Origin of the sequence: Euhalothece natronophila Z-M001 (genome assembly GCF_007904085.1) — a bacterium.
Taxonomy (GTDB): domain Bacteria; phylum Cyanobacteriota; class Cyanobacteriia; order Cyanobacteriales; family Rubidibacteraceae; genus Halothece; species Halothece natronophila.
Map to the genome: position 1 here is coordinate 56,813 of NZ_CP042326.1, position 25,784 is coordinate 82,596.

At 40.9% G+C, this 25,784-nt stretch carries 26 protein-coding genes; 13 read left to right on the forward strand and 13 right to left on the reverse strand.

The features are described from left to right. Positions 1–22: 22 nt before the first annotated feature. Together FRE64_RS00250 and argC are read left to right on the forward strand one after the other, a co-directional pair. Positions 23–568, forward strand: a complete 546-nt coding sequence (locus FRE64_RS00250) for a cofactor assembly of complex C subunit B (RefSeq protein ID WP_146294122.1) — start codon at positions 23–25, stop codon at positions 566–568. A gap of 101 nt (positions 569–669) precedes the next feature. Further along, on the forward strand, positions 670–1,728 hold the full coding sequence (gene argC / locus FRE64_RS00255) for an N-acetyl-gamma-glutamyl-phosphate reductase (RefSeq protein ID WP_146294123.1): 1,059 nt from the start codon (positions 670–672) through the stop codon (positions 1,726–1,728). 2 nt (positions 1,729–1,730) lie between these two features. On the opposite strand, the gene ald is transcribed toward argC, so the two are convergent. The 5 genes from ald to FRE64_RS00280 form a co-directional block, all read right to left on the reverse strand. Then, a complete protein-coding gene (gene ald / locus FRE64_RS00260; RefSeq protein ID WP_146294124.1) occupies positions 1,731–2,810 on the reverse strand; it encodes an alanine dehydrogenase in 1,080 nt (359 codons plus the stop codon). A gap of 68 nt (positions 2,811–2,878) precedes the next feature. Continuing rightward, entirely contained in the window at positions 2,879–3,196 is a 318-nt protein-coding gene (locus FRE64_RS00265; RefSeq protein ID WP_146294125.1) for a hypothetical protein, read from the reverse strand. A gap of 190 nt (positions 3,197–3,386) precedes the next feature. Next, positions 3,387–4,325, reverse strand: a complete 939-nt coding sequence (locus FRE64_RS00270; RefSeq protein ID WP_146294126.1) for a 4-hydroxybenzoate solanesyltransferase — start codon at positions 4,323–4,325, stop codon at positions 3,387–3,389. Between the two features lie 124 nt (positions 4,326–4,449). Then, complete coding sequence (locus tag FRE64_RS00275) at positions 4,450–5,211, reverse strand: RNA polymerase sigma factor SigF (protein WP_146294127.1); 762 nt, start codon at positions 5,209–5,211, stop codon at positions 4,450–4,452. A 251-nt stretch (positions 5,212–5,462) separates the two neighbouring features. Then, on the reverse strand, positions 5,463–6,176 hold the full coding sequence (locus tag FRE64_RS00280) for a uracil-DNA glycosylase (protein ID WP_146294128.1): 714 nt from the start codon (positions 6,174–6,176) through the stop codon (positions 5,463–5,465). Positions 6,177–6,836: 660 nt separating this feature from the next. Here FRE64_RS00280 and FRE64_RS00285 point away from each other — a divergent pair. From FRE64_RS00285 to FRE64_RS00295, 3 genes are all read left to right on the forward strand, one after another. Beyond that, entirely contained in the window at positions 6,837–8,078 is a 1,242-nt protein-coding gene (locus tag FRE64_RS00285) for an RNA-guided endonuclease InsQ/TnpB family protein (protein WP_146294129.1), read from the forward strand. Positions 8,079–8,309: 231 nt separating this feature from the next. Beyond that, positions 8,310–9,284, forward strand: coding sequence for a solanesyl diphosphate synthase (gene sds / locus FRE64_RS00290; RefSeq protein ID WP_146294130.1), 975 nt, complete (start codon positions 8,310–8,312; stop codon positions 9,282–9,284). A 4-nt stretch (positions 9,285–9,288) separates the two neighbouring features. Beyond that, positions 9,289–9,900 carry an exopolysaccharide biosynthesis protein gene (locus FRE64_RS00295; RefSeq protein ID WP_146294131.1) on the forward strand — a complete coding sequence of 204 codons (612 nt, stop codon included), beginning with the start codon at positions 9,289–9,291 and terminating at the stop codon, positions 9,898–9,900. A gap of 2 nt (positions 9,901–9,902) precedes the next feature. Here the strand turns inward: FRE64_RS00295 and lepB are convergent, their stop codons facing one another. From lepB to FRE64_RS00310, 3 genes are read right to left on the reverse strand one after another with little or no spacing between them, the layout of a single operon-like run. Further along, a complete protein-coding gene (gene lepB, locus FRE64_RS00300; RefSeq protein ID WP_146294132.1) occupies positions 9,903–10,544 on the reverse strand; it encodes a signal peptidase I in 642 nt (213 codons plus the stop codon). A gap of 10 nt (positions 10,545–10,554) precedes the next feature. Then, positions 10,555–11,850, reverse strand: coding sequence for a dihydroorotase (locus FRE64_RS00305; protein WP_146294133.1), 1,296 nt, complete (start codon positions 11,848–11,850; stop codon positions 10,555–10,557). Beyond that, the gene (locus FRE64_RS00310; protein ID WP_146294134.1) at positions 11,820–12,005 is read right to left on the reverse strand and encodes a hypothetical protein; all 186 of its coding nucleotides are present in this window, start codon (positions 12,003–12,005) and stop codon (positions 11,820–11,822) included. Before FRE64_RS00310 ends, FRE64_RS00305 begins: the two co-directional genes overlap by 31 nt. A gap of 198 nt (positions 12,006–12,203) precedes the next feature. Here FRE64_RS00310 and FRE64_RS17345 point away from each other — a divergent pair, with 198 nt between their 5' ends. From FRE64_RS17345 to FRE64_RS00340, 7 genes are all read left to right on the forward strand, one after another. Continuing rightward, a complete protein-coding gene (locus tag FRE64_RS17345; protein ID WP_186708892.1) occupies positions 12,204–12,344 on the forward strand; it encodes a hypothetical protein in 141 nt (46 codons plus the stop codon). Between the two features lie 175 nt (positions 12,345–12,519). Continuing rightward, positions 12,520–14,058, forward strand: coding sequence for a ferredoxin--nitrite reductase (locus FRE64_RS00315; protein ID WP_146294135.1), 1,539 nt, complete (start codon positions 12,520–12,522; stop codon positions 14,056–14,058). A gap of 276 nt (positions 14,059–14,334) precedes the next feature. Further along, positions 14,335–14,865: a translation initiation factor IF-3 gene (gene infC / locus FRE64_RS00320; RefSeq protein WP_146294136.1), complete on the forward strand. Its 531-nt coding sequence runs from the start codon at positions 14,335–14,337 to the stop codon at positions 14,863–14,865. A gap of 84 nt (positions 14,866–14,949) precedes the next feature. Then, positions 14,950–16,470, forward strand: coding sequence for a cryptochrome/photolyase family protein (locus FRE64_RS00325; protein ID WP_146294137.1), 1,521 nt, complete (start codon positions 14,950–14,952; stop codon positions 16,468–16,470). After that, complete coding sequence (locus tag FRE64_RS00330; protein WP_146294138.1) at positions 16,451–17,986, forward strand: AbgT family transporter; 1,536 nt, start codon at positions 16,451–16,453, stop codon at positions 17,984–17,986. Before FRE64_RS00325 ends, FRE64_RS00330 begins: the two co-directional genes overlap by 20 nt. A gap of 112 nt (positions 17,987–18,098) precedes the next feature. Next, on the forward strand, positions 18,099–19,052 hold the full coding sequence (locus FRE64_RS00335; RefSeq protein ID WP_146294139.1) for a UDP-glucuronic acid decarboxylase family protein: 954 nt from the start codon (positions 18,099–18,101) through the stop codon (positions 19,050–19,052). A gap of 61 nt (positions 19,053–19,113) precedes the next feature. Next, a complete protein-coding gene (locus tag FRE64_RS00340; protein WP_146294140.1) occupies positions 19,114–20,502 on the forward strand; it encodes a UDP-glucose dehydrogenase family protein in 1,389 nt (462 codons plus the stop codon). 297 nt (positions 20,503–20,799) lie between these two features. Here the strand turns inward: FRE64_RS00340 and FRE64_RS00345 are convergent, their stop codons facing one another. The 3 genes from FRE64_RS00345 to FRE64_RS00355 all read right to left on the reverse strand — a co-directional run bounded on the left by FRE64_RS00345 (position 20,800) and on the right by FRE64_RS00355 (position 23,811). Beyond that, positions 20,800–21,579, reverse strand: coding sequence for a Stp1/IreP family PP2C-type Ser/Thr phosphatase (locus tag FRE64_RS00345; RefSeq protein ID WP_146294141.1), 780 nt, complete (start codon positions 21,577–21,579; stop codon positions 20,800–20,802). Positions 21,580–21,641: 62 nt separating this feature from the next. Beyond that, on the reverse strand, positions 21,642–23,390 hold the full coding sequence (locus tag FRE64_RS00350) for an ABC1 kinase family protein (RefSeq protein WP_146294142.1): 1,749 nt from the start codon (positions 23,388–23,390) through the stop codon (positions 21,642–21,644). A 73-nt stretch (positions 23,391–23,463) separates the two neighbouring features. Further along, on the reverse strand, positions 23,464–23,811 hold the full coding sequence (locus FRE64_RS00355) for a DUF6825 family protein (RefSeq protein WP_146294143.1): 348 nt from the start codon (positions 23,809–23,811) through the stop codon (positions 23,464–23,466). 45 nt (positions 23,812–23,856) lie between these two features. Here FRE64_RS00355 and FRE64_RS17350 point away from each other — a divergent pair, with 45 nt between their 5' ends. Then, positions 23,857–24,012, forward strand: coding sequence for a hypothetical protein (locus tag FRE64_RS17350; protein ID WP_186708893.1), 156 nt, complete (start codon positions 23,857–23,859; stop codon positions 24,010–24,012). A 35-nt stretch (positions 24,013–24,047) separates the two neighbouring features. Here the strand turns inward: FRE64_RS17350 and FRE64_RS00360 are convergent, their stop codons facing one another. Further along, positions 24,048–24,914 (reverse strand): alpha/beta fold hydrolase, encoded by an 867-nt coding sequence (locus tag FRE64_RS00360; RefSeq protein ID WP_146294144.1) that lies wholly within the window; start codon positions 24,912–24,914, stop codon positions 24,048–24,050. Positions 24,915–24,935: 21 nt separating this feature from the next. Continuing rightward, a complete protein-coding gene (gene fghA, locus FRE64_RS00365; RefSeq protein ID WP_146294145.1) occupies positions 24,936–25,784 on the reverse strand; it encodes an S-formylglutathione hydrolase in 849 nt (282 codons plus the stop codon).

The window sequence follows — 25,784 nt, forward strand, 5'->3', positions numbered from 1 at the left end:
TTTATTCTATCGACAGGTTAAAGTGACTACGACTCCTATTTTATCCTCAACTTTCTTGCTCACCTGTTTACTTTTAGTGGGGTTAATTTTCTTTATTCGAGCTTCTGTGAAAGATCGCACACGAGAAGTTCAGTTTACAGCTAATATACCAGAAAGTAAACTTATTCCCGAAATTAAAAATTATTTTTTCCAGCGAGCTTATAAAGTGAAATCTCTAGATCCTAACCAAGAACAAGTTATTCTAGAGGGCTTTGTCCAGCCCAGTTGGTTTTTAGCCATCTTTCTTTCTGTGTTAGCGGCTTTGGGCTTACTGTGTATTAGTTTAGTGTTATTTTTATTTTTTAGTGAGTTCAATTATCGCAGTTTTTTCTTTATTCTCTTAGCTTTTTCTCCCTTAGCAGGGATTTTTTACTGGAAAAAAGCGGGACGAGTGGAAGAAGTTTCTCTTAAGTTAGAAACCTCTCCCAATTCCTCAGAAGAAAATTCTACTAAGAGCTTAATTACTGTGAAAGCTCATCGAGATGAGTTAATTGCACTTCAGCAAGCCTTATCGTTAACAATGGTCTAATTGCTTGATTGTTTTCTGTGTTTATCTTTTCCAGAAAACTTGCTTGTTGCTACAATGCAGCAAATGTTAAAGGTATATTGCTATTAATTGAGGAATTTTGAATGAACGATACCAAAAAAATTGCTGTTGGAATTGTGGGAGCTTCTGGGTATGGAGGAGTGCAATTAGTTCGTTTACTTTGGGAGCATCCCCAAGTAGAGATTACTTACTTGGGAGGAAATGAGAGTGCCGGCAAGGACTTCGCTGAACTTTATCCTCATTTTGGACATCGTTTTCACTATAAAATTGAGCCTATTGATGTAGAAATGATCGCGCAACGTTGTCAGGTGGTGTTTCTCTCACTTCCCCATGGTTTAGCTTATAAAATTGCTCCTCAATTACTAGAAAAGGGGTTACAAGTTCTTGACTTATCCGCTGATTATCGTTTCAGTGATCTCAATACTTATAGCACGGCTTATAACGTGGAAAGAGATGATGAAGAAACCGCTTCCAATGCCGTTTATGGACTACCAGAGTTATATCAATCGTTAATTAAAAATACTTCTTTAGTTGGGTGTCCTGGCTGTTACCCGACAGCGAGTTTACTCGCGATCGCGCCGCTACTCAAACAGGGCTTAATTCTCCCAGAAAGTCTGATCATTGATGCTAAATCAGGAACTTCAGGAGGGGGACGTAAAAGCAAAGTTAATTTACTCCTTGCTGAAGCTGATAATACCCTCAGCCCTTATGGAGTTGCCGGACATCGTCATACCCCAGAAATTGAAGCCATTTGTACGCATCTTGCTGGGGTAGATATGCGAGTTCAGTTTACTCCCCATCTAATTCCAATGGTCAGGGGAATGTTAACGACTGTTTATGCTACCTTGCGCGATCCCGGACTTGTTGGAGATGATCTAATTACTATTTATAATGCCTTTTATCGCTCTTCTCCCTTTGTTAGGATTTTACCGAATGGTGTTTATCCGCAAACCAAATGGACAGCCGGTACGAACCTCTGCTACATCGGAATTGAAGTAGATCCTCGCACTGATCGGGTAATTGTTATGTCCGCCATTGATAATTTAATGAAAGGACAAGCTGCCCAAGCAGTTCAATGTCTAAACATAATGCGGGGATGGGAAGAGACTCTAGGTTTACCCGAAATCGCCTTTTATCCCTAATTTTAATCAGCAAAGGCTTCCTTTACCGCAGGATGAATTAGTTGCTGATTTTTAACATTTAATCCTTTCGCGAGAACCGAATTGTTTTCTAGAGCAGCTAATCCTTGATCAGCTATTTGTATCACATAGGGCAGTGTACTATTATTCAAGGCTTGGGTTGCTGTCCAAGGAACCGCCCCTGGCATATTGGGAACACCAAAGTGAACTACCTCTTCTTCAATATAAGTGGGATGACTGTGAGAAGTTGCTTGTAACGTTTCTACACATCCTCCTTGATCCACTGCAACATCAACAATGACACTTCCCGGCCGCATTTGTTGCACTAATTCCCGTTTAACTAATTTTGGGGCGCGTTTTCCTGTAGTTAAAACTGCCCCAATCAGTAAGTCGGCTTCCGGCACTACCGTTTCAATTTGGGAGGGATGGCTATAGAGCAATTCTACCCGAGAACCAAAGAGGTTTTCTAATTCCCCTAGCCGCTCGACATTGATATCTAAAATCTGTACTTGTGCGCCAATTCCCACTGCCATGCGGGCAGCTTCTGTTCCCACTACACCGCCGCCGAGAATCACTACACGCCCTGATCTAACCCCTGGAAAGCCACCTAATAAAACGCCACGCCCCCCTTGCTGTTTTTCCAGATGATGTGCCCCAAATTGTAGGGATAAACGTCCTGCAATAATGCTCATGGGATTGAGAAGAGGGAGCTTTCCATTAGGGAGTTCTACAGTTTCATAAGCAATAGCCGTAATCCCAGAGTTAATGAGGGCTTCAGTAAGAGCGCGATCGGCAGCCAGATGTAAATAGGTAAATAAAATTTGGTCTTTGTGTAAATAAGGATACTCATCAGGTAGTGGCTCTTTCACTTTTACTACTAACTCCCGATGCCAGGCTTGTTTGGGTTGAGTAACAATCGTTGCCCCCGACTTTTGATAGTCCTCATCGGTAAAACCGGCTCCCAATCCGGCTTGAGTTTCTATAAAAACTTGATGATTTCTTTCGCATAAACTACGAACACTACTCGGGTTCAAGCCTACACGATATTCCTGATCTTTAATTTCTTTGGGAACGCCGATTTCCATGTTGCCTACCTTTATCTCATAGTCTAATTCGATTATGATACAAGCTACTATGAGACACCATAACTCTCTTAAGAGTTTTGAGACATTTCAGACTTCATATCTTTGAATTGGTGCATCCGATAGAGGCTGTAAATATCAAACCATCCTGCGACTAAAGCTAAGGTGAGTCCTAAAACCATTAGACCACGCCAAATAGAACCTGCTCCAAAGACTCTTAAAAAGCTCAGAAGTTGATTAAAACCCACTTCCCCAATACTTTCTAAGCCTGGAAAATAGCTTACACCAAGCGCGATCGTTAATAATCCTAAGACGAACATCACAGGAAAGGTAAAGCTAATTACAAAAGTTACAGTAAAAGATCGCAACAAGTCACATATAGGTTTCATTATTCTATCCATCCATCGAGAAACTATTCACTACAATAGGGAAACTTACCCAATTTGTGGGACAAATGTCAGAAATCTTTAATGTTTATTAAAAATCTTGTTGAAGTTAGGTAACGTTGTTTGTCTTTTGTCCTTTGTCCTTTGTAAACCAATGACCAATGACTAATGACTAATGACTGATGACCAATGACTAATGACTGATGACTAATGACCAATCACTAAGCGAACCTACAATCATGCCAACGAGTAGAATAAATCCTAATCCTACATTTTGGCGAAAAATGGCACTATAGAGGGTTGGTGGGATTTCTGGTTGGCGCAGACGATAATATTGCCAAGCCCAACCGCAGACAGCAATTCCCCAAGCTAACCAAAATGTGAACTGAAGCTGGGTTTTTACAGCTAGAACTGCCATTGTAATTGCTGTTCCAAGAAAAAAGACTCCCACCGCCTCTGGGGTATAATTGCCAAAAAATAAGGCACTAGAATTAATGCCAATCTTACGGTCATCTTCGCGATCAGCGATCGCATAAACCGTATCAAACCCTAATGTCCACAAAACTGTTGCACCCCACAATAACCAAGTTTCTTCCCCAACACAATTCAGAATATTCCAAGGAGCTTCGGAAGAATTGTTACAGCTTATCGCAGTCCAACTAATTAAAACAGCAAAGCCCCAAGCAAGGGACAATACTAATTGAGGAACGGGAAAAAAACGTTTAGCGAGTGGGTAACAGATAATAACTGGAACTGCCAACACAGATAACAGAAAGCTGACAGGATTAAGGTAAAGGGCTAAGATCGCAGCGCAAACAAATGCTAAAAGCGCCACTATAATTCCTACTTTTATAGATAATGCCCGGGATGCGAGAGGGCGAGTACGGGTTCTTTCTACTTGGGGATCAATGTTGCGATCCCAAAGATCATTAACAACACAACCAGCCGCAGAGGTAACGAAACTTCCTAAAACAATAATCGTTACTAACGGAGCGGGGGGCATTCCTTTAGCGGCTAAAAATACAGCCCACAGTGCGGGAATCATTAAAATGAGTCGTCCCGTTGGCTTATCCCAGCGTAATAGTTTAATAATTGCTTGCCAAGTAGATAGTTGTGAAGATTCATGCGCCATAATCGAGTCAATTAACCAGATTGATCGCCTTTTCTTTAATTTATCTCATTTCCTGAGAAGATGCTTAGCCTTAGCCTCGCAACGACAAGCTCATCTTAGGGTTAAATCAATCAACGACTAATGGTTATGATAGTTGGTGCTTGAGGAGTTTTAAGCCTTTTTTGAGACGACGGGAAACAGTGACTACACTGATCCCCAAAACCTCTGCAGCCTCTTTCTGTGTCAAGTCTTGCAGAAAAACAAATTCTAAAACACTTCGCGTCCGCTCTTCTAACTCAACCAATCCTTGTTGGAGGCGAATGCGATCTTCTTGGGCTAACTGAAAACTTCGATATTGTTGATCAGGAACTAATTCCCCTAAACTTGTATTTTCCTCTTCGGAGCCAATAGGAATATCTAAGCTAAGGGGTTCTCGATTTTTCGCCGCTAATTTAATCTCTTGCCACTCTTCTAGAGATATGTTTAGTTTTTCTGCAATTTCAGCTTCTGTGGGAGATCTTTTTAACTCTTCACGTAAGACTTGAGTTACTTTTGAGGCTTGTTGCTTCAACTCTAACCATCGCCGAGGAATTTTTACGGAAGTGCTGCGATCGCGCAAATAATGCTGAATCTCTCCCCGAATATAAGGCATAGCAAAAGAACTAAATGCATTCCCTTTTGATAAGTTAAACCGTTCAATTGCACGGATTAAACCAATACAGCCTACTTGAATTAAGTCATCATAACTTTCACCACACTGATTAACCCAATGATGAGCTTCTTTGCGAACAAGCCCCATATTTAGCTCAACTATTTGATTACGAACTTTTTGCTCAGGGTTATCTTGATAACATCTTAGGAGCTCTAAGCTATTGCGTTTAACATTTACAGTAGTAAGAGAAGCCATATTATTTTCTACTCAAGTCATTTGAACTGACTAATTTCTTATACTTATCGTGAGTCGGATTAGCGATCTCAATCAATTATTAAGGATATAAAAAAGCAAATCCTTTTTTGATCACACCTATATTATTAATGACCTAAAGTCACTTCTACAACAGTATATTCACCCTTTTTTCACAAAGAGTTGAGTAGGCTAACAATTTATTTCATCAGGGTTTTTCGGGAAGCAATCACTAACGCGAATGAGTTAATTAACTATATAGAGGCTCTTAAATGATCTAATTTTTGTCGCACAGCTTGCATGTCTTGCCACATGAGCCATTTCGGTTTTCCTTTTTCTCGGGACGGGTTTCTCAATAAATAAGCAGGGTGAAAAATTGCCATCGCCCAACGTCCTTCCCACTGTAACCACTGTCCTCTAATTTTAGTAATTCCTTTTTTTTCTCCTGTTAATCCCTTGAGTGCGGTTGCCCCTGTAAACAAAATAATTTTGGGATCAACTAATCTAATTTGTTCTAGTAAATAAGACTTACAAGCGACAATTTCTTTATTAATCGGCGTGCGATTTTCAGGCGGACGACATTTAACGATATTAGAAATATACACATCTTTTTCTAGACTCAATTCCACAGAAGCAAGAATTTTATCTAATAGTTGTCCAGACTTACCAACAAAAGGGAGTCCTTGTTCATCTTCACTCTTCCCTGGTGCTTCTCCAATAATCATTACATCGGCTTGTGGTGTGCCACGACTAATAACAACTTGAGTTCGTGTTTGAGCTAACTCACACCGTTGACATTGTTTACAGTGAGTCGCTAAGGCTTCTAAATTGTCATAAGTCCCCGCAGGAATCGATATTTTTGAATCAAAGGGAATATTCTCCCATTCTTCTGTGTGTCTAGTTTCTGGAGAAGATAAGGTACTGTCACTAAAAAGACTGGGTTGTTGGTAATCATCACTTTTGGACATAGCAAAAAAAGCACGGCTACGATATGCTTAGCCGTGACTGTCAAAGTATCCTAAGTTATCTGGTAGCTACTTCTAGGTACGATTTGATTGGAAGTCACGTACTCGTCGAGCTAAAAGAAGGATACCATAAACAACAGCAAGATAAGTAATGGCAAGAACTGGGATTAAAATTGAGAGATCCATGGTAGTTAGTGAAGATGAAGAGTGGACAGTTAAATAAGAGTCTGTTGTCTTTTTCTAACGGTCGCTTGGCTACCTAAAATTGTTATGGGAATTCAAAGATTCCTTTGATATTATCCCTAATAGTAAAATCAGCGATGATTCTAGGAAATTTTTCCTCTTAACTTCGCTTTACTATGGAAAGCTGGAAACTATCCTCAGTTTCCTATCTATTCCATAGCTAGCAGTTTTATAATCAAGAGAGCAACGACCCTTAGAAAGCTTTACGGTCCACCAGTAATCTAGGTTTAACTAGATTAGCTTGGGAACTCTTATTAATTTCTTACTTTAAGATTAACATATTTTTCACCGAAAGCGTGGGAAGCTACGACCTCAGCGAAGCGGGTCGTTGAGGGATAGCGCGTTTAGCGACGGGTTCGATCCCCGAAGCTAAACCAACTTTAGATGTGCTATACTCATCGTCGTGACTTTTTGAAAACGATGGAACAGACTCTGACCCTTGTAGTAAAGCTAAATGTAGAACCTGAGCAAGCCACTCAACTTGAGGAAACTGCCCAGGCTTTTGCAGATGCTTGTACTTGGATTAATGAGAATGTAAACCATCGTCTAACCAATCGCAATTCAATTCAGGCTGTCTGCTATAACGATGTTAAGGAACAGTTTGGATTAAAGGCTAACCAGATTGTCCGTGCTTGCGCTAGGGTCGCCTCTAACCGAAAGACTGCCAAACATAAAGGTCGGAAAGTTAAAGGGTTCAAACCCACCTCTTTCGATTGTGATGGTAGGACTTTCTCTTTTCGGGAAAAAGATTGGACAGTTAGCGTCTCTACTCTTGGTAAGCGGTTAAGACTAGCCTTAAGAGCCAGCAATTACCATAAGGGTAAACTAACAGGGCGCAAGCCCACTTCGGCTCAAATTTGCAAACATAAAGATGGTCAATGGTATTGCCATATCCAAATCACCATTGATTATCCCGAACCCCAAAGAACTGACAAGGTTATTGGAGTTGACTTTGGGAGACGGGAAATAGCTAGAACCTCCACCAATCAGGGATGGGATGGGAAAGAAATTCAACAAAAAAGAGATAAGTTTTCTAGAGTAAGATCATCTCTTCAGAAAAAAGCTCGTAAGGGCAAGTCCGCGTCGCCTGGGGTTTCCCCAGGCGTTTATGCCGGACGCACAAGATCATCTAGACGTAGATGTCGAGAGGTCTTGAAACGGTTATCAGGACGTGAAAAGAGATATCAAAAGTGGGTTAACCACAATATTAGTAAAACTATCATCTCAGAAGCAAAAGAGACTAACTCCGCAGTGGCAATTGAAGACTTAACTGGTATTCGTGAACGAACTAACCAGAAACCCAGAAACAAGACTGAAAGAAGACAGTCTAACTCTTGGGCTTTTTATCAATTAAGAACTTTCTTGGAATATAAAGGGGTTAAGGAAGGAGTAAAAGTAATTGCTATTCCTCCTGCCTATACCAGCCAAACCTGCCACTGTTGCAACTACATTGGAATAAGAACCAATAAAAGTTTTAAGTGTTCTAACTCCGAATGTGGTTGGGGAGGAGATGCTGATCTCAATGGCGCTTTGATGATCAAAAAATGGGGCTGCTCTATAAACCAGCCTGGAGGCTCGGAGATTCTATCCTGTAGAATTTCTAGGGCTACTGAAAACGCTAACCGAGCGCGAAGCGGGTTAGCGCAGTTTATAAATATTTAATCCCTCAGGAGTTGACGCTCTCCCATTCAATCAAGGATTATGATAGAGTCGGGCAAGGCGTGATCATCTTCTCATAACAGTCTCTAAAAGTTTTTCAACTTTGCTTGGCTTATTATCTTTGATTCTGTTATTTTTATCTGAGGAGAGTTTTCATGTCGGTAAGTAGTGGATTAAAATTGTTATAAAGATATGTAAAGTGATTACACTACTGCGCCAAAAACAGGCTTACCGATGACCTCTGTAACATCTCTATTTGCTCCCGTTGATGACGATTTACGCTTACTCACCGATAATTTAAAAGAACTGGTGGGAGCGCGTCACCCCATTCTTGGTGCGGCGGCTGAACATTTATTTGGGGCGGGGGGTAAACGCTTGCGCCCAGCAATTGTTTTGTTGGCTTCCCGAGCCACGATGGTAGAACAAGATTTAACGTCTTACCACCGACGTTTGGCAGAAATTACCGAAATGATTCATACCGCAAGTTTAGTCCATGATGATGTGGTTGATGAATCAGAAACTCGCCGTAACGTAGAAACTGTCAATAGTTTATTTGGAAATCGCATTGCTGTTTTAGCAGGGGATTTTCTGTTTGCCCAATCCTCTTGGTATTTGGCGAATTTAGATAATTTGGCAGTAGTGAAACTACTTTCTGAGGTAATTCGGGATTTTGCAGAGGGAGAAATTCGACAAGGGTTAAGCCAGTTTGATGTGGATTTGTCGATTACAGATTATTTAGAAAAGAGTTACTATAAAACCGCTTCTTTGATGGCAAATAGCGTAAAAGCGGCGGGGGTGCTAAGTGGGGTGTCTCCTGAAGTGTGTGATCATCTCTATGGCTATGGGCGCAATTTGGGGCTAGCTTTTCAAATTGTGGATGATATTCTTGATTTTACTGCCACCAGTGAAGTTTTAGGAAAGCCTGCAGGCTCTGATCTCAAAAGTGGAAATTTAACCGCCCCCGTGTTATATGCGTTGGAAGAGAAGCCAGAGTTAAAAGATTTAATTGAAAATGAGTTTACAGGGGAAGGAGAGTTAGAAAGCGCGATCGCGCTAATTAAAGAAACAAAAGGAATTGATCGCACTCGCGAATTAGCTTCCTATCATAGTCAATTGGCGGTAGAATATCTGGATAAAGCAGTGAAGGATTCTCCTTCTAGTCAGGCTCTGCGAGACTTAGCCGACTATATTTTACGCAGGCTGTATTGAAGAAATGGCAAAGCTATCTAGTGATTTATATCGCTATTTTTGTGAAGAAGAAAGGGCGGATTATGTTCAATTAGCTGATTTTTTAGTAATCACGAAAGAACGAATTTTTGGCTTTTTATTTGTAATTCTTGCCCTTCCGTCAGCACTTCCGGTTCCTGCACCTGGGTATTCTATCCCCTTTGGTGTGGTGATGCTTATCTTAGCTAGTCAATTAATTTTGGGAAGCAAACAACCTTGGCTTCCTCAACGCGCAAGAGATTATCAATTGAGCTTAAAACAAGTTCAAAGGATTATTCGTAGAGGGATTCCTTGGTTAAAACGATTGGAAATGTTAACCCGTCCTCGCTTCAATTATATTTGTACGGGATTTGTGGGTCGTATAGTTTTAGGAAGCGCGATCGCGCTCATGTCAATTTTAATGATGATTCCTATTCCTTTAACCAATACGTTACCTGCTATTGCCATTTTTATTATTGGCTTTGGCTTACAAGAAGATGATGGAATCATTAGTTTAGCAGGAGTCGTGGTTGCCATTTTAGCCGTAATCATGATTTTAGGAATGTTAATTGGGGGAGTAAATAGCGTTGATTATCTGCGAGAAGCAGTTAGAAATTGACCTCAGTTCTCTTGGCTAGAAACACCAATTCCACTTCCTTTAATGGCTGGAACATTACGACTTGCTGTGGAGTGAGTCGAAACATCTTCTTGTGGAATTGAAATAAACCCCACGCGATCAGGGGGCCAAAAGCGAAACACGGCACGGCCAATGACATTTTCTTTCGGTAAAAAGCCCCAAATATGAGAGTCATTACTATTATTACGATTATCCCCTAAAACAAATAATTTTCCACGAGGCACAGTAAGAGGAGGAAGTTCATAATTAGGGGGTTCTTTAATATAGGGTTCTTCAATAACTTCGCCATTAATATAAACTTGACCTTCTTTTACAGCGAGTGTGTTTTCCCCTTCCCCAATAACTCGTTTAATAAACGCCTGATCTGAATCGTAACCGAAACTTTCTAGTATTTCTGAGGGATTAAAAACCACAATATCCTGCTGTTGAGGAGATTGAAAATAATAAGACACTTTTTCCACAACAATGCGATCGCCGATTTCTAGGGTGGGTAACATCGAATCCGAGGGAATATAACGGGGTTCGGCAATAAATACTCGGATCAAAGTTGCGATTAAAAGCGCGATCGCGATCGCCTTAATATTTTCCCAAATTTGTTTCCAAATTGATGATTCAGAAGTTTCCACTATTAATTACTTAACTTTGCTTAACGTCATTTAAAAATACATTCACCACCTGACCAATAATTTCCTTATCTAGCCAAGGAGTATTAGCACTAAGAGATTTTAGGTGATTTTGAGTCACAATCCAAGGTTTCTTAGGATCAAATAAAATCGCTTCTGTGGGTTGTCCAACCGTACAGCGCAATTCAGGTTGCTGTAAACAACGCTGGGGAGAAGCACTTAAGGCACTCCACAATTCTAACGCTGTCCATTCCCCTGTTTCCACAAAGGTTTGCCACAATAATGGCAATGCTAACTCTAGACCGATCGCGCCGGGTGGGGTTTCAGCAAAGGCAACGGTTTTTTCCTCATAAGTATAAGGGGTATGATTCACTGCAATCGCATCAATAACTCCTGATTTAACCCCATCAATCAACGCCCTTTGATCTTCCTGATTCCCCAAGGGTGGCACAATATTCAAGCTAGGATCATAGCTACTAAGGGTTGCGGTATTTAAAAGTAAGTGCATCCAATTAGTACTAGCCGTAATCGCCACGCCTCTTGCTTTTGCTTCAGCAATTAACGCTACCCCTCTTGCGGTAGAAATTCCCATAATATGAACAGGGGTTTCCGTCATTGCTACAACTTCTAGAATTGCCGCTAAAGTAGCGGTTTCAGAAATAGGAGAATCACTAGGCAAACCTGTTTTGAGAGAAGATAACCCTTCTCGGATTACTCCCTGATTAGTTAAAGCGCGATCGCGCACCGATAACGCCACTACCTTTCCCCAAGGCTGTAAATACTCCAAACACCGCTGTAAAATCCCCAAATTTTCTAAAGATACTTCCTCACTAAACCCGATTAATCCTGCATTGGCTAACTCTCCTAACGCCGTCATCCCCGCTTTTTTCCCCTCTAATGTCAAATACCCCCACCAATAAAACTGCGGGACTTCAGATCGAGTAGCATTTTGTAGCCAGCGTAAACTAGCAAGATTATCTAATGGAGGTTGCATATCTGGAAGAACCCCCACCCGAGTAAACCCCCCAGCTAACGCCGCTTGTCCTAGAGATGCTAGGGTTTCCCGTTGTTCGTTTCCCGGTTCGCCACTATGGCTATAGAGATCCACCAAACCTGGGGCAAAAATGAGTCCATCAGTGTCTCTTACTTGAGTTGAGGAAGGATAATCGGTGATTCTAGAGTTAATCTCTTCAATTTGTCCCTGTTTAATCAGAACATCAGCAATTTCGTCAGTTCCTGAGATGGGATCTAAAACCCGCACCTGTCTTAAAAGTTGAGTTACCCCCAAATTTTGATCTCCGCTGTCCATATTTTCTGTTGCAATGTACGCATTAACTTACATTCCTCCCGTGTGATGTGTTTTTTACCATAAATTGCCCCCATAATCTCATCTCGTTCACGGCGAGAAAGTTCCCCATCAATCATAGCCCGTTCTACCAGGGCACCAAGTTTCTTATTTTCCATCTTTGACAAGTTTCTATTTCAGAAGCAATTTTACCTCCATCATTATATTGAAAACTACCTTTTATGTTTCTGAGAGATTTTTACATGAAAAAGATGCACCTATAGGATTTTTTCTCAAAAATTGTCTTCATTGATACGTATTAGGAAACGTATTTTTTTTAGGATGAAATGAGCAGTTGCAACAAAGAGCGATTAACAATGCAACGGAATCATGAACGTGACAACCAGCTAGAGATTGATCGGGCAATTATTAAGTTTGTCGTGATTGTTTGGATCATTGATATTATTTTCTTTAGCATTTTTAAAGTGATTGACCTAACAGGTGTCAGCGTACCTTAGTGAGAAATCACATCATCCATAAAAATTTTGCCTCCAAAATTCTAATAGCGTGATAGTTTAATGCGTTTCTTGCATAAATAGTCTCACTTCGTATCCTTCTATACAACTAGCAACTCTCATTTCTTTTTAAAGTAGGATCACATAACTTGCCTTCAGCAAACCTATTAAACTTAATATGACTAGTACCGTTAAATCAGAAACCACTAAAAATAAATTTGAAAAGTTTAAAGCGGAAAAAGATGGGCTCGCAGTTAAAGAGGAATTAAATTATTTCGCTGAAATTGGCTGGGAAGCCCTTGATAAAACTGATCTCGAACAACGTCTCAAGTGGTTAGGAATCTTCTATCGCCCTGTTACCCCAGGGAAGTTTATGTTGCGGATGCGAACCCCTAATGGCATTTTAACTAGCCAGCAAGTGAAAGTTCTCGCGGAAATTGTCCAGCGTTATGGAGATGATGGTAGTGCTGATATTACCACTCGCCAGAATATTCAATTGCGGGGAGTGCGGTTAGAAGATATTCCTGATATTTTTTCTCGCCTTAAGGAAGCAGGTATGACTTCCATGCAGTCGGGGATGGATAATGTTAGAAACATTACAGGGTCGCCTGTAGCTGGGTTAGATGGTGATGAATTAATCGACACTCGTAACTTAGTGCAAAAGGTTCAGGATATGATTACCAATTGTGGGGAAGGTAATCCTGAATTTACGAATTTACCCCGTAAGTTTAATATTGCCATTGAAGGAGGACGGGATAATTCAGTTCATGCAGAAATTAATGATATTGCCTTTGTTCCTGCCTATAAAGAGGGCAAACTGGGCTTTAATGTTTTAGTGGGCGGTTTCTTTTCTTCCAAACGCTGTGAGGCAGCGATTCCGCTTAATGCTTGGATTCCTCCCACAGAAGAAGCGGTAGTTGGCGTCTCCCGTGCCATTTTAGAAGTGTATCGCGATCGCGGTTTAAGAGCCAATCGTCAAAAATCTCGCTTAATGTGGCTTATTGAAGAGTTAGGATTAGAGGAATTTCGTAACCTAGTGGAACAAGCCTTTGGTCAGTCTTTAGAAAGGGCTGCCACTGAAGATGTCATTGATTGGGATAAACGAGATCACATCGGTGTTCAGGCCCAACAGCAACCGGGAAAATCTTATGTTGGTTTGCACGTTCCAGTAGGAAGATTAACCGCCGATGATTTATTTGATTTAGCCCGTTTAGCAGAAGTTTATGGCGAAAGTGAACTCCGTTTTACAGTGGAACAAAATGTCATTATTCCCCATATTGCTACCGAAAATATTGACACTTTCTTAACTGAACCCTTATTAGAAAAATTTTCCATTGAACCGGAACCCTTATCCCGTTCTTTAGTATCTTGTACAGGCGCACAATTTTGTAATTTCGCCCTAGTCGAAACCAAACAACGAGCATTAGCTGTTGCCAAGGAGTTAGAATCAGAGTTAAACATTCCCAATGATGTCAGAATTCATTGGACAGGATGCCCCAATTCTTGTGGACAACCGCAAGTTGCTCAAATTGGCTTAATGGGAACAAAAGCCCGAAAAGATGGCAAAATGGTCGAAGCTGTTGATCTCTTTATGGGCGGTAAAGTTGGTAAAGACGCTCAATTAGGAAGTCGCGTCCAAAAAGGGATTCCCTGTGAAGATTTACCAAGTGTTCTCCGCCAAATTTTGATCGATGAATTTGGGGCAACACCGAAATGAATCTGTAGATTACTGGAGTTTACATTACCAAGGAGGTTATGTGCTACAATTAGTGGCGTGGGTCAGGCTTCTACTAGAAGCTTAATGAGCAAACACTCGGGCATGAAAATTTTAATTGATAAAAATTTCTAATAACTCCCCCGAGTATTACCCAAAAAACTGTTACTTTTGTGTTAACATTTACCAAAAAAACAAAAAAAATCCTTACAATAGCAAGGGAATAACCTTATATTGTGAGACTAAGAACGAAGATTAGCCAAACTTCAATAAACGCCTGTGAAAAATAAAAAACGCAATCGCCAACTTCCGCAAATCAACGAAAATATTCGTTACCCTAAAATCCGTGTCATTGACACAGAAGGAGAACAGCTCGGTGTTCTGACTCCTGATGAGGCGCAAAAAATCGCTGAGGAAAAAGAATTGGACTTGGTGCTTGTTAGTGACAAGGCAGACCCTCCAGTTTGCCGAATTATGGACTATGGCAAGTATAAATATGAACAGGAACGCCGTGCTAGAGAAGCCAAAAAGAAACAGCATAACGCTGAAGTCAAGGAAGTGAAAATGCGCTATAAAATTGATGAGCATGATTATGAAGTGCGTATCAATCAAGCCAAACGCTTCCTGAAAGGAGGGGATAAAGTCAAAGCTACCATTAACTTCCGTGGACGAGAAATTCAACATACCGAACTTGCCAAGGATTTATTACAGCGCATGGCTGACGATTTGAAAGATACGGCAGAAATTCAGCAGTCACCCAAACGAGAAGGTCGTAACATGATTATGTTATTGTCTCCGAAAAAAGAATAAAGCAATTATTATTCGTTTTCTAATTTAGCAGTTGTTAACTACACAAAATATTCCTTTTAGAGGACATTCTTCCTTTTAAAGTAGATGGTAATTGGGATTTGGGTTTTAGGAACACAGCTTTCTCAACAACAAGCGGCTCTGCAAAGTTGTCAAAGTGAGAAAGCAATTGTTCCTGTGATTATGATTGAATCATGGGAACTTGTAACCCAACGACCTTATCATCAACAAAAGTTAGTGTTAATTTGGTCGGCAATGCGCCATTTTGCTAAAACGTTACAACAAGCAGGATGGACAGTTAGTTATCAAATTGCTCACGATTTTAGGACTCCTCTTCAAAACTGGGTTCATGATAATCAAATCACTGAATTACGAGTCATGAGACCCAGCGATCGCGCTTTTATCTCTTGGATCAACCAATTAGATCTCAGTTGCGAAATTTCTCTCCTTCCCAATAACCATTTCTTATGGTCAACAGAGGAATTTCAAAACTGGGCAAATCCCCGGAAACGGATCTTAATGGAGGACTTTTATCGCCAAGGAAGAAAGCGATTTAATGTTCTCATGGAAGCGAACAAGCCAGTAGGGGGAAACTGGAATTTTGATCAAGAGAATCGTAAACCGCCCAATCAAAAACTAACCCCACCTTCTCCTCTTAAATTTTCCCCAGATGAGATTACACAAACCGTAATTAAAGAGGTTAAATCTCTTCCTTTTAATACCTATGGCAACATTGAACCCTTTAGTTGGGGGGTAACTAGAGAACAAGCACAGCAAGTTTTAAGTCACTTTATTAGCAACAATTTAGCAAACTTTGGCACTTATCAGGATGCCATGGTAAGCGACCAAACGACCCTATGGCATTCTTTGTTATCCCCCTATCTTAATTTAGGATTATTACATCCGTGGGAAGTCATTTCTGCTGTGGAACAAGCCTACTGGGAACAAAATTTCCCCCTGAATAGTGTCGAAGGAATTATTCGTCAAATTTTGGGGTGGCGAGAATTTTTAAATGGGATTTATCACTGGGTTGACCTTGATTATGATCAAAGCAACTGGTTTAATCATACCTATCCCTTGCCCGACTTTTTTTGGGATAGCAACCAAACCGATCTTAACTGCTTAAAGGAAGTCTTAAAACAAATCGAAGAAACAGGTTATGCCCATCATATTCAACGCTTAATGATCTTAAGTAATTTTGCCCTCATTGTTGGTATTTCTCCTCAACAATTAAAAGAGTGGTTTCACGCCACCTTTATTGATGCTTATGAGTGGGTGATGGTAACTAATGTGATTGGTATGGGGCAATTTGCCGATGGCGGGGTATTTGCTTCTAAACCCTATGTGGCTTCAGCTAACTACATTAATAAAATGAGTAACTATTGCCAAAATTGTCGGTACAATCCGCGAAAACGCTCTCAAGAGGAGGCTTGTCCTTTTAATTTCTTCTATTGGGACTTTTTAGCTCGACACCGTGATCAGTTAAAATCCTTAGGGCGGATGAATTTAGTTTTAGGGAATTTACGAAAAATTGATTCTGAGGAGTTAGCTGAAATGCAAAATTTAGCAGTAGAGTGGCGCAATCAACATGAGTCTAAACTCTCCTAAAGGCAACGGATTAACTGCGATTCTTGATCGGATTGAACGCATTGGCAACCGTTTACCTGATCCTGTTACCCTTTTTGCCCTGCTGACACTATTGGTAATTCTTGCTAGCGCGATCGCGGCAGGGTTTAATCTCTCTGCTATCAATCCTGCCACAGAAGAAACCGTAGAAGCAGTCTCCCTTTTAACTGGCGAGGGAATTCGTCGCATTATCAGTGAAGCCGTCCCCAATTTTATTGAATTTCCGCCCTTAGGAACAGTCTTAGTCGCCATCTTAGGGGTAGGAATTGCCCAACACAGTGGATTACTCGGCACCGCCTTAAGACGCTTAGTCTTAATTGCCCCTGCTAAATTTGCCTCTCCTATGGTGGTATTTGCAGGGGTTATGTCTAACTTAGCTGCCGATGCTGGCTATGTAATTTTAGTGCCTTTAGCCGCCGTAATCTTTCGAGTTTTCCAACGTCACCCCATAGCAGGTTTAGTAGCAGGTTTCGCAGGCGTTTCTGGAGGCTTTAGTGCCAACTTAATCATTAATCCCCTCGATCCCCTCTTAGCTGGACTCTCTCAAAGTGGCGCAAGTCTCATTAATAATGACTATAGCGTTAATGCCATGGCGAATTATTATTTCATGGCAATCTCGACCTTTTTAATTACCTTTGTGGGCTGGTATGTCACAGATTATATTGTCGAACCGAGATTAGGCAACTACGATAGTGAAGAAACCACCACTGAACCCGAATCCTTAACCCCATCACAGCGCAAAGGATTACGATGGGCTGGCTACACCCTCCTCGCTTACATAATTTGTTTGGGACTTTTAACCCTTCCGCCAGAAGCCATTTTACGCGATCCTGAAACTGATTCTCTCATTACCGAGGCTTCCTCCCCCTTCATTGATGGCATTGTCTTTTTGGTGGCTTTAGGATTTTTCTTCCCTGGGCTTGTTTATGGGAAAGTGGCAGGCACAATTAAGAATGATAAAGATGCAGCTAATGCCATGTCACAAGCTATGAGTTCCATGGGATATTACTTGGTATTAGCGTTTGTCGCTGCTCAGTTTATTGCTTACTTTGATTGGAGTAACTTAGGGATTATCTTTGCCATTAGTGGCGCTCAGTTTCTCCAAGCTACAGGAATTGAGGGGTTGCCAGCCTTATTCTTATTTGTTGCCTTTAGCATCATCTTAAACTTATTTATTGGCTCCGCCTCTGCAAAATGGGCAATTTTAGCTCCAATTTTTGTTCCCATGTTAATGATCATCGGCTATTCTCCAGAAGCCACCCAAGCCCTTTACCGCATCGGTGATTCTAGTACCAATATCATTACCCCTTTGATGCCTTATTTTCCAGTGGTGATTGCTTTTGGACAGCAATATGATCAACAATTAGGTATTGGTCGCTTAATCGTCCTCATGTTCCCCTATTGCATTCTATTTTTAATCAGTTGGTTAGTATTATTCTTTCTCTGGGCAATGTTGGAACTACCTTTAGGGCCGAATGCACCAATTCAACTTTCTTAAGCAAAAGGGAACAAACTGAGATGATTTTTTCGAGTCTCAGTGAAAGTCTTTAGATGGCGGCAACAACAAGATACTTTCTATGATATAATTACTGAAAAACAGACTAGTTTAGATGAGAATTTTAGTAACAGGCGGCGCTGGATTTATTGGTTCTCACCTCATTGATCGATTGATGTCAGAAGGGCATGAGGTGATTTGTCTCGATAACTTCTACACTGGACGTAAAGATAACATTAAACACTGGCTAGATCATCCCTACTTTGAAGTCATTCGCCATGATATTACCGAACCCATCCGTTTAGAAGTCGATCAAGTTTATCACTTAGCTTGTCCCGCCTCTCCCGTTCATTATCAATTTAATCCCGTTAAGACAGTAAAAACTAATGTCATGGGAACTTTATATATGTTGGGGTTAGCTAAACGAGTGAAAGCGCGATTTCTCCTCGCTTCTACCTCTGAAGTTTATGGCGATCCAGAAGTGCATCCCCAACCAGAAGAATATCGGGGAAATGTCAATTGTAACGGCCTCCGTTCCTGCTACGACGAAGGAAAGCGTATTGCAGAAACCTTAGCCTTTGACTATCACCGCGATAATGGAGTAGATATTCGAGTCGCGCGAATATTTAACACTTATGGGCCGCGGATGCTGGAAGATGATGGGCGAGTAGTCAGTAATTTTGTTGCCCAAACCTTACGCAATCAGCCACTTACCGTGTATGGGGATGGGTCGCAAACTCGTAGCTTCTGCTATGTCTCAGATATGGTCGATGGCTTAATTCGGCTAATGAACGGGGATTATATTGGGCCAGTGAATTTAGGTAATCCCGGAGAATATACAATTCTGGAACTCGCGCAGAAAATTCAGAATATGATTAATCCTGAAGCAACAATTGGGTTTAAACCGCTACCGCAAGATGATCCCAGAAAGCGCCAGCCTGATATCACGAAAGCCAGAGAGATTTTAGGCTGGGAACCGCGCGTTCCCTTACAAGAAGGATTAGAACTGCTGATTGAGGATTTTCGTAAACGTTATTCTATCCCTTCTCCTTCCAAAACTCAGCAGTAATCATTGGGAACATTCTGTTTTATCATTTGGACAATACTAGGAAAAATAAGGACTTAACTCTATGCGTGTTTGTGTTATCGGAACTGGATATGTCGGCTTAGTGACCGGAGTTTGTTTATCTTATGCAGGGCATGACGTGATTTGCATTGACAATAATGAGGAGAAAGTCAAGTTGATGCAATCAGGGCAGCCTCCCATTTATGAACCTCAATTGTCAGAGTTGATGCAGGCTTCTATGGAAGCAGGTCGCTTAGAGTTTAGCAGTGATTTAGGAAAAGGGGTTAATCATGGAGAAGTCCTCTTTATCGCCGTGGGAACGCCAGCACTCCCTAGTGGTGAAAGTGATACCCGCTATGTGGAAGCAGTCGCCAAAGGCATTGGAACGCATCTCAATGGCGATTATAAGGTAATTGTGAATAAATCCACGGTTCCCATTGGTTCTGGTGATTGGGTACGCATGATTGTTCTGGATGGGGTCGCCGAACGTCAGAAAGAATTAGTCACTAGCGGTGGCGGTGGTGTTAATCAACTAGAGGAAGCCAATGTTGACTTTGATGTGGTCAGTAATCCTGAGTTTTTACGAGAAGGATCAGCCGTTTATGATACGTTTAATCCTGATCGCATTGTTTTAGGGGGGAATAGCCAAAAAGCCCTCGATCTGATGCAAGAATTATATGTTCCTATTGTCAATCGGGAGTTTGCTGAGGATAAGTCTTTACCTCCTGTGAATGTTGTGGTAACTGACTTAAGTTCGGCGGAGATGATTAAGTATGCGGCTAATGCGTTTCTCGCTACAAAAATTAGCTTTATTAATGAAGTTGCCAATATCTGCGATCGCGTTGGGGCCGATGTGACTCAAGTAGCTAATGGTATCGGTTTAGACTCACGGATTGGACCGAAATTCCTGCAAGCGGGCATTGGTTGGGGAGGGTCTTGTTTTCCCAAGGATGTGTCAGCATTAGTCCATACCGCAGATGATTACAATTATGAAGCCTCTCTCTTAAAGTCTGCTATCAGTGTTAATAAACGGCAACGCCTCTTAGTGGTAGAAAAACTACAAAAAGAATTAAAAATCCTAAAAGGAAAAGTTATTGGGTTATTGGGACTTGCCTTTAAGCCTAATACTGATGATATGCGCGATGCCCCTGCTTTAAATATTATTCAAGAATTATCCCGTTTAGGGGCAAAAGTAAAGGCGTATGATCCTATTGTCTCGCAATCAGGGATTCGAGATGGGTTATCGGATGTGATTGTGGAAACCGATCCAGAACGCCTTGCCGATAATTGTGATGCCCTTGTGTTAGTGACAGACTGGCAACAGTTTCTCTCTCTAGACTATCAAAAAATGGCTGGTTTAATGACGACTCCTGTAATCATTGATGGGCGTAATTTCCTTGACAGGGAAGCGTTACAAGCCATTGGCTTCCATTATGTGGGAATGGGGCGTTAGGAGGCATTTTGACTCTCTCCCATCAGAATCTTTTTTGATTTGATGGGAGGGTCTTGTTTCTCATGAATATTTCCTTAATCAAACTGAATTTGTTAGTTAGTCATACCCATTCTTTGACATTAGCCAGAGAGATAGTCTTTACAAGCGGAGACTACGTATCCAGTGACTTTTAATAAACAATATTAGGTTTTTCTATCATGAACCCAATTGGGTTCAGAAGAAAGGTAACTCTCGAACTTTACCTACTTGTCTTAGAATAATCAAAAACCGAAAGTTTTGTCACGATGAAGGGATGATTTAATACTCAGAGGATAAAGTATCTTTTCCATCTTGAGCAGAAAAACTAGCTTCAGTTTCTCCTTCCTCCACCATAATTACGGTAATATTATCAGACCCTCCATTTGCTTTAGCCGTTTCGATCAATTTTGTAACAGCTTCCTCACAAGTTTCCATAGAATTGATATAACTAGTAATCTCTTCTTCTGAAACTTCTCCTGTTAACCCATCACTACATAAAAGCAAGCGATCGCCGGGTTGAATATTTAGAAAATCAATATCAATACTATAAAGTTCTTTTCGTCCTAAACATTGGGATAAAACGTGTCGCCAGGGATGGATAGCTGCTTCTTCTCGGGAGATAGTTCCTGATTTTAACGCCCAAGCTACCCAAGTGTGATCTTCAGTTAGGGGAGTCAGTTCATTTTGTCGCCAAAGATAAAGTCTTGAATCTCCCACATGAGCGCACCAACACTTCTGATTACGAAAAATCACCACAACGACAGTGGTTCCCATTTCGGCACGTTCTAGATGTGTTTGCTGGTCTTCTAAAATTTTCTCGTTTGCTTCCTCTACCGCCTGTTTTAATAGCGTTTCTGACTCAATGTCTGACTCCCAATATTGTTCTAAGTAATTGCTAATGGTTTCTGTAGCAATTTTACTAGCCTCTTGCCCACCAGCATGTCCCCCCATGCCATCAGCAACAATAAAAAAACGCCCTTGGGGATCATAATAATAAGAGTCTTGATTGACGGCACGCATTACCCCGGTATCTGTGTGCCCATTAAAGCGACGTTTCATAGCTCTTTTTAATAACAGTAATCATCAATGTAAACAATAGAAATTAGCTCAATTTTACTGGATTATTGCATTCGATCCCAACGATCTAAACGTTTCAATAGCCGAATAAAAGCAAATCCACAAGCTCCAGCAGCTACTGCCATAATAATACCTAAAATTATCAAGTCATTAACTATAAAAATAGTTGCCGAAATGACGAAAGCCGCCATAAGTAGGGTATAGTTAGTACCTAATTGAACCCCACTCATTCTACGGAGAATACGATCGCTTTCAATAGAACGAACCCGCAGACGAACATCCCCTCTTTCGAGTTTATCAATGGTTTCTTCTAAACGACGGGGTAATCCTAAAGCTGTAGAACTTACCTGTGCCGCTTGGCGGCTAATTTCATCAAAAAAGGTTTTGCTATTTTCGTAACCGTTATTATTCATAACATCCATGGCGTAAGGTTGAGCAACTTCCATAAAATTGAATTCAGGATCAAGACTTTTTCCCACGCCTTCGAGAGTGGAAAAAGCTCTCATTACAAAGGTAAACGTTGCAGGAAAGCGGAAAGGATTATTGTAAGCAATTTCATATAAATCGTCACTAATCGTTGCTACAGATTGTTCTTCAAAAGGCTCATCCATAAAGTTATCCAGCATATACTGAATGGAACGACGCACAGGGCTCATATCTCCAGTGGGGGCTAATGCTCCCAATTCCACCAAAGAATTGAGAACGCGATCGCCGTTTTTTTCCGCAATCCCAAACAGCGTCTCCATTAATTGTTCCCGAACATTACTTTGAATCCGTCCCATCATGCCAAAATCATAAAAAATTAGCTGTCCCTGGGGAGTAACTGCCAAATTACCAGGGTGAGGATCAGCGTGAAAGAAGCCATCATAGAGCAACTGTTGCAGATAAGTTTCCGCCCCTAAACGAGCAATGACACTGCGATTAACTCCTGCCGCATCTAAGGCCTCATGATTGCTAATTTTAATGCCAGGAACAAACTCTAAGGTTAAAACCCGCAAGGAAGTATAACGCCAATAAACCCGTGGTACCCGAACTTCCTTGTAATTTTGAAAATTGCGACGGAAAGTGTCGGCATTTCGCCCTTCATTAAGATAATCTGCTTCTTCCCAAAGAATGCGACAACATTCATCATAAATTCCAATCCAGTCTCGCCCTTTTCCCCAGCGGGGGTGATTTTGAAAGTAACGAGCAATGCGTTTGAGAATCGCTAAATCAATGGTAAATAGCTTTTTCAGACCCGGACGTTGCACTTTAACAACAACTGTTTCCCCACTATGAAGTTGCGCTTTGTGAACTTGTCCTAAACTGGCTGCCGCCAAAGGAGTGGGATCAAAACTTGCAAACAGTTGAGCCACTGTTTTGCCTAAATCTTCTTTAACAATGGCTTCTACCTGTTCAAAGTCAAAAGCAGGGACTTTATCCTGCAGTTTCGAGAGTTCCTCTACATATTCAACAGGGAAAATATCAGCACGAGTCGAAAATAGCTGACCCACCTTGATAAATGTGGGGCCCAATTCTAATAGGCTTTCTCGAATCCAAACTGCTCTCGCTTTACGACGAGCTAGCTTTTTCTCTTCCGTATAGCCCCCAATATAGCTCCATTTTTTTCCTTCTAACCAGAGCTTAAATAAAAGGGTTAAAACAAATATCCAAATATCTAACCGTCGGCGGTTGCGAGAGTAATTCTCTCGATTCCAACGATAGGCTTTTTTCCCAGGTTTCGGGGGAGAAGACGGGAGTAAATTTTTAGGGTTTAGGGAAGTCCGATTTAATTTCTCAGAGAGCGCAGACACAGCAGGATTCCTTATTACAGTTTAGCGATAAAATGAATAGAAAACTAGGAAAAATAAAGATGTTGTAATTTAATTATTTCTTTTGATTTTTATAAGCGTTCAGTTCTGTTCGTAAACTGGCGATGGAAGCTCGTAATTCATCAATCATCGCTTGCACATCTTCAGGAGAACTCTGTGCTTTTTGGGAAGGACTGGTTGAAGAAGTGCTACTTCCCGTAGGAGTAGAAGAAGAGACTTGACTCTCATTTTGTTCAGCACGAGCCATGACCTCCTCTACAAATTCTCGCATCGCTTCTTGCTGTTTGGCTTCGAGTTGTCCAAGTTCACTTAGCGTATTGGTAACAGTATCTTCTAGGCGTTCACCTAGCACTTCCGCAAAGGCGCGACCAACATAAAAGGCGTGCAAAGCAGGGTTACTCATAAAACTAGGGTTGCTATAAATATAGGTTTCGTAACAAATTATAACGTGCAGATTAAAACTCGCCTCATCTGTCTTGCTGTGGATGTGAGCGGGAAAGAGCTACGTCTTGAGTTTTGGATCACTGGTAATGCCATTTTTGAAAACTATGGTTACAGTTACATGGTAACTGTTAACTGGTCACCAATTAGTACACTACTGTAGCATGACTTATTAGACATGGGATAATGATTCCTTGGTTACTGCTTTTCAGATGGCACGAGTTGCAAAAATTCCGATACTTTTTTCAAATAACGAGGAGCATCTTCTAGCATTGGAAAATGTCCTGTTTTTGGCAACTCAAAATACTCAATATATTCAGAATTTAAACTTGCCGCTTTTTTGGCTAGTTTAGTGGGAATAATAATATCCTTTTCCCCTGCAATTAATAGTGTCGGAACAGAAACTTTAGCAAAAGCCTCAGGCATGACTGTTGCTGCGTGCTTACTAACAGCAGTATCAATTGTGCCTTTGGCTGCGACTTCGTCCGCTAATAAATAATCTTCTAAAAAAGCCTTCCTTTCTGCTTCAGGAATTGATTGATAGAGAAATCTCGCCATAAATAAGCGATCCATTGCTGGGATATTAAGAAGCCAGTTAAATCGTAATTTCACCACATAATTTCCCGCAAAATGAAACAAATTAAATGTAACGGGATTATAATTAAAAATACCACTACAAGTCAAAATTGCTTGCTTAACTTTTTCAGGATAACGAGTTAAAAATAGTGTAGCAAAAGATGCTCCCATTGAATGAGCATTGAGATAAACTTGATCTAAATTTAATCCCTCTAAAAGTAAGGCTAAATCTTCGGCATACTCTTCCATATCAAAAGAAATTGAATGCTCTGCTGGTAAAGGAGAACGCCCAAACCCTCTTATGTCATATAAAAGACAGTTAAAATAAGGACTCAGCGCAGTGGCAGTAGTTTTCCAATAACGCCCTGATCCGCCCCAACCATGGATAAATACTAAAACGGGTTTGCTGGAATTTCCTTGACAAATCCACTCATAATAGTGATCAACACCACGAATATTAATCGTCCCTTGTTTCTCTTCGGTTTTCATACTAGCGATGAACTCTCTCAACTAAATTAAAAATTGCTTATGATGCTGTAGATGATCAGCGATAAAACTACTAATAAAAAAGTAGCTATGATCATATCCCTCTTGATATCTTAAGTTTAAAGGTTGACCAATTTGCTCACAGGCTTTTGCTAATTCCTCAGGTAATAATTGCTGTTGTGCTAAAAAATTATCCTCTGTCCCTTGGTCAATTAAAATTGGTTTATCAAGCCAAGTTTTTCTTTTAATTAGTTCTGTGGCATCATAATCATCCCATAATTGCTGATTATCTCCTAAATAATGGGTCAGTGCTTTTTTACCCCAGGCACATTGTTTTAAAGCCGCGATCGGGGCAAAAGCAGAGACGGACAGATAAAAATTAGGATTCCGTAGCGCACAAATTAGCGCCCCATGTCCTCCCATAGAATGACCAAAAATTCCCCGTTTTCCTGGAATAATGGGAAATTCGCTTTCCACTAACTGTGGTAATTCTTCCACCACATAGCTATACATCTGATAATGTTGTTGCCAAGGGGACTGAGTCGCATTTACATAAAATCCTGCGCCACTTCCTAAATCATACTCTTTATCTTCATCAGGAATCCCAGTGTGACGAGGACTGGTATCTGGGGCAATAATTGCAATTCCTAATTCTGCGGCTTTTCCCTGTACGCCTGATTTAACTGTGAAATTTTCTTCGGTACAAGTTAGCCCTGAAAGAAAATATAATACAGGCACAGCAGACGTTTTTGCTTGGGGTGGCAAAAAGACAGAAAAACGCATCGGCGCGTTACACACTTGAGAGTCATGTTGATAGTAACTGACACTACCCCCAAAACAGCGATGTTGAGAATTTAATTGAAGCTGAGACAT

What these genes read in the sequence shown, in the direction of transcription:
- argC (WP_146294123.1), top strand. Translation starts at nt 670, where the DNA reads ATGAACGATACCAAAAAAATTGCTGTTGGAATTGTGGGAGCTTCTGGG.
- ald (WP_146294124.1), bottom strand. Translation starts at nt 2,810, where the DNA reads ATGGAAATCGGCGTTCCCAAAGAAATTAAAGATCAGGAATATCGTGTA.
- FRE64_RS00265 (WP_146294125.1), bottom strand. Translation starts at nt 3,196, where the DNA reads ATGAAACCTATATGTGACTTGTTGCGATCTTTTACTGTAACTTTTGTA.
- FRE64_RS00270 (WP_146294126.1), bottom strand. Translation starts at nt 4,325, where the DNA reads ATGGCGCATGAATCTTCACAACTATCTACTTGGCAAGCAATTATTAAA.
- FRE64_RS00275 (WP_146294127.1), bottom strand. Translation starts at nt 5,211, where the DNA reads ATGGCTTCTCTTACTACTGTAAATGTTAAACGCAATAGCTTAGAGCTC.
- FRE64_RS00280 (WP_146294128.1), bottom strand. Translation starts at nt 6,176, where the DNA reads ATGTCCAAAAGTGATGATTACCAACAACCCAGTCTTTTTAGTGACAGT.
- FRE64_RS00285 (WP_146294129.1), top strand. Translation starts at nt 6,837, where the DNA reads ATGGAACAGACTCTGACCCTTGTAGTAAAGCTAAATGTAGAACCTGAG.
- sds (WP_146294130.1), top strand. Translation starts at nt 8,310, where the DNA reads ATGACCTCTGTAACATCTCTATTTGCTCCCGTTGATGACGATTTACGC.
- FRE64_RS00295 (WP_146294131.1), top strand. Translation starts at nt 9,289, where the DNA reads ATGGCAAAGCTATCTAGTGATTTATATCGCTATTTTTGTGAAGAAGAA.
- FRE64_RS00305 (WP_146294133.1), bottom strand. Translation starts at nt 11,850, where the DNA reads ATGGACAGCGGAGATCAAAATTTGGGGGTAACTCAACTTTTAAGACAG.
- FRE64_RS00310 (WP_146294134.1), bottom strand. Translation starts at nt 12,005, where the DNA reads ATGGAAAATAAGAAACTTGGTGCCCTGGTAGAACGGGCTATGATTGAT.
- FRE64_RS17345 (WP_186708892.1), top strand. Translation starts at nt 12,204, where the DNA reads ATGCAACGGAATCATGAACGTGACAACCAGCTAGAGATTGATCGGGCA.
- FRE64_RS00315 (WP_146294135.1), top strand. Translation starts at nt 12,520, where the DNA reads ATGACTAGTACCGTTAAATCAGAAACCACTAAAAATAAATTTGAAAAG.
- FRE64_RS00325 (WP_146294137.1), top strand. Translation starts at nt 14,950, where the DNA reads ATGGTAATTGGGATTTGGGTTTTAGGAACACAGCTTTCTCAACAACAA.
- FRE64_RS00330 (WP_146294138.1), top strand. Translation starts at nt 16,451, where the DNA reads ATGAGTCTAAACTCTCCTAAAGGCAACGGATTAACTGCGATTCTTGAT.
- FRE64_RS00335 (WP_146294139.1), top strand. Translation starts at nt 18,099, where the DNA reads ATGAGAATTTTAGTAACAGGCGGCGCTGGATTTATTGGTTCTCACCTC.
- FRE64_RS00340 (WP_146294140.1), top strand. Translation starts at nt 19,114, where the DNA reads ATGCGTGTTTGTGTTATCGGAACTGGATATGTCGGCTTAGTGACCGGA.
- FRE64_RS00345 (WP_146294141.1), bottom strand. Translation starts at nt 21,579, where the DNA reads ATGAAACGTCGCTTTAATGGGCACACAGATACCGGGGTAATGCGTGCC.
- FRE64_RS00355 (WP_146294143.1), bottom strand. Translation starts at nt 23,811, where the DNA reads ATGAGTAACCCTGCTTTGCACGCCTTTTATGTTGGTCGCGCCTTTGCG.
- FRE64_RS00360 (WP_146294144.1), bottom strand. Translation starts at nt 24,914, where the DNA reads ATGAAAACCGAAGAGAAACAAGGGACGATTAATATTCGTGGTGTTGAT.
- fghA (WP_146294145.1), bottom strand. Translation starts at nt 25,784, where the DNA reads ATGTCTCAGCTTCAATTAAATTCTCAACATCGCTGTTTTGGGGGTAGT.